Origin of the sequence: Ohtaekwangia kribbensis (assembly GCF_042676245.1) — a bacterium.
GTDB classification, from domain to species: Bacteria; Bacteroidota; Bacteroidia; order Cytophagales; family Cyclobacteriaceae; genus Ohtaekwangia; species Ohtaekwangia kribbensis.
The window spans coordinates 336,137-347,607 of sequence record NZ_JBHTKA010000003.1; the positions used below are offsets into that span (position 1 = coordinate 336,137).

Genomic DNA, 11,471 nt, shown 5'->3' on the forward strand with positions numbered 1-11,471 from the left:
TGATGTAAGGGAAAACACAGAAAGCACCGTGTATGCAGAAAATGATTGAAAAGACATTCCGAAGCATCCTGCCTGCCGCACAGGAGCCATGGTTTGAAAATCTGATTTCGGGTATGAGAACAGATCAACCGAAGTTTCAGTCGGTTATGGAAGATGAAAATACCAGGGCCCTTTACCAACATATAATTGCAGCTGATGATGGAACGATCTTCAAGAATATACGAAGGGAAGCCACACAGGTGCTGATCAAAAATGTTATCCTGAAATACCTGCACGAAGTGATGGAACGCAATGCGCTGCCGGATACGCTCGCGTTCGCGCTTGCTCCCGCAACCATTATGGTCTGGGCCGAGATTGATGACGACAACGAAGTGCTTGAGGACAACATCCTGCTGGCCGAAGCAAATACCAATGCATACGCCCGCCAATTTGATTTAGGTATAGAGACACTGGTGGTGGAAAAAAGTGATCTGCTGCGCATCCCCAGTCATTACATTGAAATAAAGCGAAGCACCTTTCTATAGAGTACCAGCCCGGTATAAATATATATGCCTGACGTGCCACGTTGCACCGCCAGGCATACCCCATACGTACAAGTATGTTTTTAGTTGTTAATACTCTGAAAAACTTATTGCTCCTTTAAACTGCGTGTCGGGTTTGCCGTAGCTGCGCGAATGGTTTGTGTAGCGATGGTAAGGAGTGCTGCAGTGAGCACGATAGCACCGGGCAGCACAATCATCCACCAGCTTATTGTTATTTTATATGCAAAATCCTGCAGCCAGCGGTTGGTTAAATAATATATAACCGGGAATGCAAACACGCAGCTTATAGCAATAAGCCTGATGTAGTTTTTGCAAAGCAACAGAACGATGTTTACTACCGATGCTCCCAGTACTTTGCGTACTCCGATCTCTTTCGTGCGCTTTACCATGGCGAGCGATGCCATACCAAACAACCCGAGACTGGCCACGCTAATGGAAATGATACTGAACACGCTGAGTAATTTTCCGAACAGCTCATCAGCACGGTATTGCTCTTCGAAGAAGCGATCCATGAAGTGGTATATAAACTGATCGTTGGGATAATGCCTGCGCCAGATCTCTTCAAGCGCTGCCAGGTAATTTCCTTCGCGCGATTGGACATTGAATGAATAATATCCATACTCATGCGGATGTCGGTGATAGAATATAACAGGCTCCACCGGCTTGCGTACGGATTCATGATGATAATCTTTCCATACACCTACTATCGTTACAGGTTTATTATCGCTGGTGAGTATAGTTGTGTTCACGGCATCGGTTGGTGTTTTATAGCCCAACGCCCGTGCGGCTGTCTCATTAATAACACATGCATTGCCTTTGCCGGATTCCTGGCTGTTAAAGTTACGACCACCGAGCAACGTCATGCCGAATGTTTCCTGGTACCCTTCATCCACCCACATGATCCAGAACGATTGCTTCTTTTCATTCTCGGAACCAACGGCATGTATACCTTCATCGTGAAAACGGATCTCCTGCCCCGGTATATTCATCGATGCACTGCCCGACTTGAACGCTGCAAGTTGCAGCACTTCTTCTCGGAACGAAGTAAAGCGTGTATAGCGTAATGAATCAGAATTAGTAGAGGCCGGTGCACGCAGACTGATGGTTTGCCCGGCACTGAAACCGGAATCAAACTCGTGCATGAATTTAATTTGTCTGCCGGCTATAAATGTAATTCCTACAATGGCTACGGCCAGAAACATCTGGAACACCATAAGCCCCTGGTGAAGTACATTGGCCTTGCCTTTACCAGTGCCAAGTTTGTTCTTGAGAATCATAACCGGTTTATACTTTGAAATAAAGTTGGCGGGGTAAAAAGCGATAAGTGTAGTACCGGCTACAAATGCAGCGGCATAAAGCAACCATGAAGTAACGCTGATGGATGCAAAGGTTATATTCGTAAACAGCAGTTGGGAGAGCGGACCGGTAAACAAATGATACAACCCGAAGCCAATACAAAATGTTACCACGGATAGGATACACGCTTCCAGCACAAATTGTCCGCTGATGGTGAGACGGGAAGCACCAAAAACTTTTCGCACACCAATTTCATCCGCACGCTCCAGCGATCGTGCCAGCGACAGATTGATATAGTTGATCCAGGCCGCTACGAGTATAAATACCGCCAGCGAGATCAAAGCATATAGCACGGTTTTATTTATACCCGGCTTGATCTCTCCGGCCAGTGTTGTAGAAGTATGCAGATCAAGATACGGACGCAGCTCATAGCGGCCTGTGTGACCCCGATCTTTTAAACTACGAATATGTTCGGCAGCCATGCGACTCAGCTCGTTGTTAATGGCTGCTATATCCGTAGCATGCTCACGAAGTTTTACGAAGGTGAATGTCCACGGGAAACTGAAGTCGCCATCTTTTGATACCCATCCGTAGAATGGCATCGTTGACCATGACAATAAGAAATCATAGTCGATAGAACTGTTGGCGGGTATATCTTCAAACACACCGGTAATGGTAAAGGGCAGTCGTTCGTTGAAATATATTGTTTTACCTACCGGATCAGCATCACCAAAATATACTTTCGCCTGCGACTGCGATATCATAACCGCTTTGGGCGGTATCAACGAATTATCAGCCGACCCGCTGATGATCTTTACATCAAACACTTTAAAGAACGAGCTGTCTACAAAAAGCATGTCCTGGTCTACAATGCGTACATCTTCCGTAAACACATAGGCCTTTTCATTATATACCCTGGTAACCGCTTCGATCTGTGGTAAATATTCTCCCGCCAGCAGTGCCGCGCGATCGTGCGTGCGTGAGCTTTGCAATACAGGTTGTCCCTGCTGGTACTCGTAATAGTCGATGCGGTAAATACGTTCAGCATCCTTATAAAATGTATCGTAACTGAACTGATACGCAACGTACCCGGTAAGCGCCATAAAAAGTGCAATGCTTACAGAGAGTCCGACAACGTTTATAGATGTGAATAATTTACTGCGCATCAGGTTGCGGATGGCGGTTATCCAGTAGTGCTTCAGCATGAGTAACTGTAGTTGGTTGGTTGTAATGTATATACAAGTTAGCAACGCAGTAGGAAGAAGCAAGAGTCCGGAAGTCTGAAAGCCGGGAAGTCTGGAAGCATGAAGGTAGTATTTACGTTTATTGGTGCGGTATCGTAGCTATACTCTTTCCCGTAACCAGTAGCCTGAGGCCAGCAGCCACTCTTCTTCCTTTCTCGCAGCTCACAGCTCATGGCTCGCAGCCTTTCCTCTTGCAGCCTTTTTCGCAACTCGCAGCTCAAAGCTCGCAGCTATTTCCTTATATTGCGCGATACTACCCCACGTATGCCTGTTTTCAAAAGTTATGTTTCCGTTGTACTGCTTCGTGCAACGCTTGTTGTTTTGATGTGCACTGGCTTTACCTGTTACCATGCTAACGGACAAGACCAGCCGCGAGAACGCCCCCGTGTAGATAAGTATAAAGCTAAACTTCGTGAGGCGGATAGCCTTAACGTTGAACGCAAGCGCAATGTTGTAAAAACCGATGTACTCGGATTTATGGCAGGCTACTACAACGTTACTTTCGAACGGCTTGCCCGCACGGCACCGCGCAGTATACTCGGAACCATTGAGTATGCGAATTTTAAATATGAAGAATTCGATTTCAAGGGTATATCGTTTATGCCTGCCTTACGCTACTATATTTTAAAGAAACGCGTACCTCCTGCCGGACTTTATGCCGAACCGTTTCTGATCTACTCCGATTACAAAGTATACGACAACAACCAGATGATTGGTGCGCACATCGATCAGTTGGGTGGCGGTCTCCACGGTGGATATCAATGGGTAATTGCCGATAAAATTACGATTGACTGTTTCCTGGGTGGCGTATACGTAGAGACATCTGTTAAAGGTGGTTATGTGAGTCAGGAAGCTATTCGTTCCTTCCAGGTTGTAGCCGGTGTCAATGCCGGTATTCGTTTCTGATTGTCGTAGTTCACCCTTAGTATGTCGTTATTGCACCTGCTGGCTTCAGGGTGGTAGCTGTATCTTCGTGTAGACAAAATCCAGAAACACAAAGGTCCGCAAAGAAGAAATCACAGAGGGACAGAGTATACATACTGTACTGCAAGCGGAGTAAAAGAGTCCGGAAGTCCGAAAGCTGGAAAAGTCCGGAAGCCAGCAGCTTGAAGTCAGTAGCTTTCTCTCGTAACGCGAGGCTCAAAACTCACAGCTAAACTATAACGACATGAAAAAGATAGTTCCCTTCCTCTGGTTCAACAGCGAGGCTGAAGAAGCAGCACGCTATTATACTTCGATCTTCAAGAACTCGAAGATCAACAGCACCACCTATTATCCCGAAGGCGGCATGCAACCGGCCGGTACGGTAATGACCGTTGCGTTCGAGTTGAACGGTGAAGAATTTACTGCCCTGAATGGCGGACCGCATTTTAAATTTACCGAAGCTATATCTTTTGTAGTACAATGCGATGACCAGGCAGAGCTCGACACTATGTGGGACAAACTTTCTGCTGGTGGCACTATACAACAATGCGGCTGGTTGAAAGATAGATACGGTGTATCCTGGCAGATCGTTCCGGCCAATCTCGACAAACTTCTCGATGCTAAAAATCCTGCCCGCGCAAAACGTGTTATGGATGCTGTTATGAAAATGGTAAAGCTGGATATAAAAACCATGGAGGCTGTTTACAACGGGTAAGTATATATATAGTCTGTTGTCTAAAGGATTAAACGCACTTCACCTATGAAAAAAGACACCTCCATTGCCACACCTAAAACGGTTGACGAGTACCTGATGGCGCTTCCCGAAGATCAGCAGCAAGCACTCGAAAAAATCCGCGAAGCTATTAAAGCAGCAGCCCCCAACGCTGAAGAAGTAATCAGTTACCAGATACCAACCTATAAACAGAATGGTCCGCTGGTACATTTCGCAGCGTTTAAAAATCATCTTTCGCTGGTAGTTGTGAGTAAATCTATAGCAGAAACTTTCGCCAAAGAATTAGCCCCATTCAAAAGTTCAGGCCGCACCATTCACTTCACCCCGGAGAAACCAATACCCACACCGTTGGTGAAGAAGATTGTAAAGGAGAGGGTGAAAGAGAACAAGAGTAAGGAATAAGAAAAGTGGGAAAGTCCGGAAGCAATGAAGGTAGAAGGTCCGTTTGTTGGTATATATATCGTTGCTGCACTCTTTCCTGCAGCCAGCAGCCTGAGGCCAGCAGCCGCTCTTCTTCCTTTCTCGCAGCTCGAGGCTCATGGCTCGCAGCTATTTCCATTCACACCATACGTATTTCAAACGGCTGTCCTTCGGTGTGGTCTATCACGCGGACGTTGAGTTGCATGGCGAGTGGTTGTAGTTGTTTTACAAGGTCTTTCTTGCTGTCGCGGGAAGCCAGGTGTATTTTGTTTACGTCTGAGAATTTGAGATAGCCATCGAAAACTTCCTTGCGAAGTACGGTTGTCCCGGCTCTGTGATTCATGGTTTGAGACACATTACTTTTCTTGATGAAGATATATTCGATCGTATCAAACGTTCCGCGTTCGCCACTTTTCATTCCCAATATCCATACGTAGTCGAAGAATACTTTCTTATCAAGATCTACGCGAAGCCTGTAGTGAGTTGTGAAGATTACTATACCACACACAAAAAGAAAAACAGCCAGCCACATCTTTACAAAAAATACAATTACAGACATCAGCACCAGGGCAGCACCTGCAATCATGATCATGCCCGAGAAATAAGCGGAAGTTTTTAGGTCTATTATGCGCATGGCGAGGTAGGAAAAGTATATTGTAGTTACGAAAAAAAATCCACAGAACAAAATTGGCTATGAGTAGTGAGCCTCGAGCTGCGAGAGGATGGACTGCTGATCTCGAGCTTCGAAAAAGGAAGGGCCGCTGGCTTCAAGCTTCTGGTTACAAGAAAGAGTAAGGCTACGCCAAGTACCAATAAATGTATATCCTAGTGTCATTGCTTCCGGACTTTCCAACTTCCGGACTCTTCTTACTTCCGTCTTCTGGTAGTATATTTACCCAACCCCACGCCTATGGCTAAGACAGCAAAAAAAGTTACTGCTAAAAAAACTGCATCTCGCAAAGTTACTGCTAAAGAATTTATTGAGCGTCTCAAGGAACATCAGTCTGATGACGAGTTGAGAAAAATACTGAAGTACTTTAAATCGGAAGATGAGTATAGCAAGGGTGATAAATTTATGGGTGTCCGTATGGGCGAGGTGTTTGCCTTGGCAAAGGAGTTTATGGCAATGGAATTGACCGAAGTAGAAAAACTCCTGGAGAACGCTATACATGAAGTGCGCGTAGGCGGTGTAAGTATATTAGACTTTCAGGCACGTCAGAAAAAATTACCGGAAGAGAAACGAAAAGCGTTATTCGACCTATATATAAAACGCCATGATCGGATCAATAACTGGGACCTGGTGGATCGCTCTGCTCCTTATGTAGTGGGCGGCTATTTATACGACAAGCCTCGTGATATACTCTATAAACTGGCGCGTTCAAAAAATATGTGGGAGCGCAGAACGGCCATCGTCAGTACATACTTTTTTATACGCCAAGGTGATGTTGAAGATACATTTCGCATTGCCGAACTCTTGTTAAAAGACAAGGAAGATCTCATTCACAAAGCCACCGGAAGCTGGCTCCGCGCTGCCGGAGGAAAAAGTCCTGAACAACTCATTCTCTTCCTCGACAAACACGCAGCTACGATGCCACGCGTGGCACTTCGCTACGCTATAGAACACTTGAGTAAGAAGCAGCGGGATATATATATGAAATAGTTGCGAGCTTTGAGTTGTGAGCCGTGAGAAAGGAAGAAGAGGCGGCTGGCTTCAGGCTGCTGGTTACGGGAAAGAGTAAAGCTGCGCCCAAGTACCATAAACGTATACCCTAGTATCATTGCTTCCGGACTTTCTGACTTCCTGACTTTACTGACTTCCCAACTTGATTTCATTCCCGACTGCCAGCTTCAAGCTGCTGGAAAAAATATAGCTACGTGGAGAGATAATTCTGCATGACTATTTTTTTGTCGTATTCGCCCCGTTTAAATGTCGCTTTTGCATAACCTGCTGTACACGGTACTGCTGTACTTTTACATCATCAAACAACGAAACATTTAAACGTTAAACTAAAACATTATCGGACTATGGAAACTGCAACAATTCAACAACCAAAAACATTTTCCAAAGCTGCACTTTGGACAGGCCGCATTATCAGTGGTTTATGTATACTCTTTTTACTCTTTGATGCGATTATGAAGATAATTCGTGAATCGCACTCGGTAGAAGGCACCACACAACTCGGGTTCTCCGACAGTGCCGTAATACCAATCGGTGTTGTGCTGCTCATCTGCACCATTCTATATATTATACCACGCACCGCGGTTATTGGTGCTATATTTCTAACGGCCTACCTCGGAGGTGCAACAGCCATCATGGTACAAGCCAAACTCCCTATATATTTTTCCATAACCTTCGGGGTACTGGTCTGGCTCGGACTATACCTGCGCGATGCAAGAGTACGCACACTCGTGTTGGGAAGTGAGAAATAGCGGGAAGGCTACTGGCTACTGGCTTCTGGCCGCCGGCTGCAGGAAGATTCTACTAAGCGAACACGAGATATACCTTGTACGCGTGGTTGTACCTTCCTGCAGCCAGCAGCCTGTAACCAGTAACCTTTTTTTCTCTCACAGCGGTATTCCCCTGCAGCCAGAGGCCAGCAGCTCTTCTCTCTCTCGGCTCAAAGCTCAAAGCCCGCAGCTATTCCGATCGGAGTGACTTCACCGGGTTAGCCAAAGCCGACTGAAACGCCTGCACACAAATGGTAGCCAGTGCAATGCACAATGCTATACTTCCGGATAGTATAAATATCCACCACGAGAGTTCTATTTTGTATGCAAATCTTTGCAACCACTGATACATGGCGTATCCGGCCAACGGAGTGGCTATACAAAACGATATCAGCACGAGGCGAAGAAAATCCTGCGACAGCAGTTGTACGATGTTGGTTACGGTGGCACCTAACACTTTGCGTATACCAAACTCTTTTGTACGCTGCTCGGCCGAGAACATCACAAGTCCTAATAATCCCAAACACGAAATAAGAATAGCGAGTATAGCAAACGCGTTCGAGAGCTTGGTAACGATTTGCTCGTTGCGATATAACTTTTCATACTCCTGGTCGAGAAACTGGTATGCAAATGGAAAATCCGGATTAATGGTTTTATATACCTGGTCAAGGCTGGCCAATGCTTCTTTCGTTTTACCGGGCTCTGTGCGAACCATAATTACTCCGAAATACTCATACTCTTTGACATCCACAATGAGTGGTTTTATAGGTTCGTGCAGCGAATGGGTATGGTAGTCTTTTAATATACCTATAATATGTCCCTTCTTCTGCCAGGCTGAAATCCATTTGCCGATCGGATCTTTTATTCCCATTTGTTTTACTGCTTCTTCGTTTATCATAAATGCAGATGTATCGGTAGTAACTTCTCGTGAGAAGCCACGTCCTTCCGCGACTTTCAGATTCATGATCTTCAGAAAATCAAAGCCAACAGACACCGGTTTAAAACCAACGGAAGTTCCTTTTTCCTTTCCCTCCCATTTTATAGCATCATTATCTATATCATTGGTTTCGGCTACGCCATCCTGGTCATCCACCACAAAGCCCATCGCATGGGGAGCTTCACTGGCCCGATCTACCATTGCTATACCGGGCATTTTCTCTGCCGTATTTTTAAATGCTAAATATTTATCCTGCTTTGCCAGTTCGCCTTCAACGCGTATATAGATCAGATTCTCGCGATCATAACCAAGGTGTGATGTCTGAATATAGTTTGTCTGTCGCGATATAACGATGGTAACGATCAACAGTATAATGGATATAGAAAACTGAAAAACAGCAAGTCCTTTACGGAACCAGAGCGCACTGCTGGTGAATCGCATTACACCTTTAAGTATACGCGCTGGTTTTAGCGATGACAGGAACAATGCGGGGTAACTTCCCGCCACTATGCCGGTAAAGAGAATGAGTGCCGGCAACAACAACCGCAACGAACGATCTGCAAGAGGCGAAACAATTTGCTTGCCGGTAAATATATTGAAGGCCGGCAGTAATGCGTGCAACAATACCAGCGATAGTAATAATGCCAGGAATGAAAGTACAATGGATTCACCAAAGAACTGTCCGATGAGACTGCCGCGTGTAGAACCAATCACTTTGCGAACACCTACTTCTTTCGCACGCTTTACCGAACGTGCCGTAGAGAGATTCATGAAGTTGATGCAGGCAATGATCAATATAAATATAGCCACACCACTGAAGATACGTATATACTCTATTCGCCCTCCGGAGGGTTTGCCATTCACAAAATTCGCCACCAGGTATTGATCACGGTAAGGCTGCAGGCCAAGCTCTATTTTAAATGGTTCGTTCTTGTCCAACTGCGTTTGTACAAAACGGTTGATCTTCGCTTCTACATTTTTAACATCGGCACCTTCGTGTAGCTGTAGCGTTGTAAGCACGTTGCCGGACGCCCAGTCAAGCCGCGTCATGTGCGACTCCCAGTTGATAAGAAAATCAAATTTGAGTGAACTGTTAGCAGGTACATCTTCAAACACAGCCGTTACTACAAAGTCGAGACGATTCTCATATCGCAGACTTTTGCCAATGGCATTCTGCGGTGTCTCAAAAAACATGGCAGCCATTTTTCTGGATATCGCTATACCGCTCAGATCAGCGAGTGCTGTTTTGGCATCGCCCGCTATAACCGGGTAATCAAACATCTGGAAAAAATCTTTGCCCGTGCGCGAGCCTTCCAGTTTGTGCAGCTTATCGTCTGCCTGAAATGTTTCCGAATGTCCCCACGGAAGTTCATAACCCGTAGCATAGAAATTTATATACTTCACTTCCGGCACTGCAGCCTGTATATCTGTCAACGGAATATAGGTTTTGTTTTCTCGGCTGCGAATGGGTGTGGTGTATGACCCCGTAACCGAATTGCTTGAGCGAACCGTCTGGTATATATTATAGAGTTGGTCGCCATGCGCGTGAAAGTTATCAACGCTGCGTTCATCATTTACCCAGAGGAAAATAAAAAGGCAGCACGTCATGCCGAGTGCCAGTCCGGTAATGTTCAGGAATGAAAACATTTTATACCGGCTCACATTCCGGGCAGCAACAACCAGGTAGTGTTTATACATATTCATAGATAGTATGGGGGTTGAAGTGGATGATGATCTTCTTTTTATAGCAAAAGGTTTTATAAAACCGAGTACATTATAGATATAGTCCTGCCGCGCTTTTTTCACACCAAACTTCTCTACCTGGTAGTCAAATTCTTCTTCCAGGTCTCCTTGTATTTCTTCGCTTACATGGGGAGCACAATACCATTGCAGCAAGCGTGTAGCCCACCGTGGTGGAACCGGTTTAGTATAGCGGTGTTTCATAAATCAGTAATGAGTTTCATCGATGAAGGCAATAAATTCCAAAGGTTGGTGCGCACCACCTGTATATCGCGCAGCGTTTGCCTGCCATACGTTGTAATAGAAAAGATTCTTTTTCGTCTGCCACCACGTTCGGGTGTTGGGTCGCCCATGCGCGAGCTAATCATACCTTTATCTTCCAGGCGATGCAAGGCAGCATGCACCTGGTTAAGCCGCACACTGCGACTGGTCTGCTCTACAATTTCATGCGTAATGTTTACACCATACGCCTGGCGATCGAGCATCGCTACCACCAGTAATACAATCTCTTCAAACTCTCCGAGATACGTTCGTTTCATAGGACACGAGTTATTTACTCTATTTTTGCTGACCAAATACCCGGCCACAACAGAAACATCGATTCTGAAAGGATTTCAAACTTTCAGGAGGTTCATGAAAAGTCTATGCGTCCGGAAATACTACACATTCGTCCATAACCGGAGTGGTATATGCAACGATACCTTACATAGCACCGTTCTATTCACCGGGATGTTTTACATTTAGAGAATTTCCCGTGCATGAGTAATACTCCTAACCGCATTCTCCCGACACTGCTTACAGTAGCCATCACGTTGGTGTGGTTTATAAACGGTTTGTTTTGTAAGGTATTGAACTACGTGCCGCGACACCGCATGATCGTTGCGCGCATCCTGGGCGAAACACATGCCCCAATACTTACTATTGCGATCGGACTTTCCGAAATTGTAATGGCCATCTGGATTGCGAGCGGAATCAAATCCCGCTGGTGTGCGCTGCTTCAAATGTGCATTGTGGCAATGATGAACATATTGGAGTTTATACTCGTGCCCGACCTTCTTCTGTTTGGCAGGTTCAATGCTTTTTTTGCCACGGTCTTTGTCCTGGTAGTATATATCAACGAGTTTGTACTTCACCACGATCGAGGTCTTCGGTATATATTTACCGGTAATCGAAAATATTCATGAGCC

11 protein-coding genes are annotated in these 11,471 nt (G+C 45.5%); 7 read left to right on the plus strand and 4 right to left on the minus strand.

Annotated elements, in window-relative coordinates; all coding sequences use genetic code 11:
* Positions 1–32 precede the first annotated feature (32 nt).
* Positions 33–524, plus strand: coding sequence for a hypothetical protein (locus tag ACFQ21_RS12065; protein WP_377579313.1), 492 nt, complete (start codon positions 33–35; stop codon positions 522–524).
* A gap of 104 nt (positions 525–628) precedes the next feature.
* Here the strand turns inward: ACFQ21_RS12065 and ACFQ21_RS12070 are convergent, their stop codons facing one another.
* Complete coding sequence (locus ACFQ21_RS12070) at positions 629–3,043, minus strand: ABC transporter permease (RefSeq protein ID WP_377579315.1); 2,415 nt, start codon at positions 3,041–3,043, stop codon at positions 629–631.
* Between the two features lie 303 nt (positions 3,044–3,346).
* On the opposite strand from ACFQ21_RS12070, the gene ACFQ21_RS12075 reads away from it, so the two are divergent.
* The 3 genes from ACFQ21_RS12075 (at position 3,347) to ACFQ21_RS12085 (ending at position 5,141) form a co-directional block, all read left to right on the plus strand.
* Complete coding sequence (locus tag ACFQ21_RS12075; protein WP_377579317.1) at positions 3,347–3,988, plus strand: DUF3575 domain-containing protein; 642 nt, start codon at positions 3,347–3,349, stop codon at positions 3,986–3,988.
* Positions 3,989–4,250: 262 nt separating this feature from the next.
* Positions 4,251–4,721 carry a VOC family protein gene (locus tag ACFQ21_RS12080; RefSeq protein ID WP_377579319.1) on the plus strand — a complete coding sequence of 157 codons (471 nt, stop codon included), beginning with the start codon at positions 4,251–4,253 and terminating at the stop codon, positions 4,719–4,721.
* Between the two features lie 45 nt (positions 4,722–4,766).
* Complete coding sequence (locus ACFQ21_RS12085) at positions 4,767–5,141, plus strand: iron chaperone (protein WP_377579321.1); 375 nt, start codon at positions 4,767–4,769, stop codon at positions 5,139–5,141.
* A gap of 157 nt (positions 5,142–5,298) precedes the next feature.
* Here the strand turns inward: ACFQ21_RS12085 and ACFQ21_RS12090 are convergent, their stop codons facing one another.
* Complete coding sequence (locus ACFQ21_RS12090) at positions 5,299–5,793, minus strand: hypothetical protein (protein WP_377579323.1); 495 nt, start codon at positions 5,791–5,793, stop codon at positions 5,299–5,301.
* Between the two features lie 276 nt (positions 5,794–6,069).
* On the opposite strand from ACFQ21_RS12090, the gene ACFQ21_RS12095 reads away from it, so the two are divergent.
* A complete protein-coding gene (locus tag ACFQ21_RS12095; protein ID WP_377579325.1) occupies positions 6,070–6,819 on the plus strand; it encodes a DNA alkylation repair protein in 750 nt (249 codons plus the stop codon).
* Positions 6,820–7,184: 365 nt separating this feature from the next.
* A complete protein-coding gene (locus ACFQ21_RS12100) occupies positions 7,185–7,589 on the plus strand; it encodes a DoxX family protein (RefSeq protein ID WP_377579327.1) in 405 nt (134 codons plus the stop codon).
* 208 nt (positions 7,590–7,797) lie between these two features.
* Here the strand turns inward: ACFQ21_RS12100 and ACFQ21_RS12105 are convergent, their stop codons facing one another.
* Together ACFQ21_RS12105 and ACFQ21_RS12110 are read right to left on the minus strand one after the other, a co-directional pair.
* Positions 7,798–10,488, minus strand: a complete 2,691-nt coding sequence (locus ACFQ21_RS12105) for an ABC transporter permease (protein WP_377579329.1) — start codon at positions 10,486–10,488, stop codon at positions 7,798–7,800.
* Complete coding sequence (locus ACFQ21_RS12110; RefSeq protein ID WP_377579331.1) at positions 10,485–10,823, minus strand: PadR family transcriptional regulator; 339 nt, start codon at positions 10,821–10,823, stop codon at positions 10,485–10,487. The genes ACFQ21_RS12105 and ACFQ21_RS12110 overlap by 4 nt, the downstream gene beginning before the upstream one ends.
* A gap of 219 nt (positions 10,824–11,042) precedes the next feature.
* On the opposite strand from ACFQ21_RS12110, the gene ACFQ21_RS12115 reads away from it, so the two are divergent.
* Entirely contained in the window at positions 11,043–11,468 is a 426-nt protein-coding gene (locus tag ACFQ21_RS12115; RefSeq protein ID WP_377579333.1) for a DoxX-like family protein, read from the plus strand.
* Positions 11,469–11,471 lie beyond the last annotated feature (3 nt).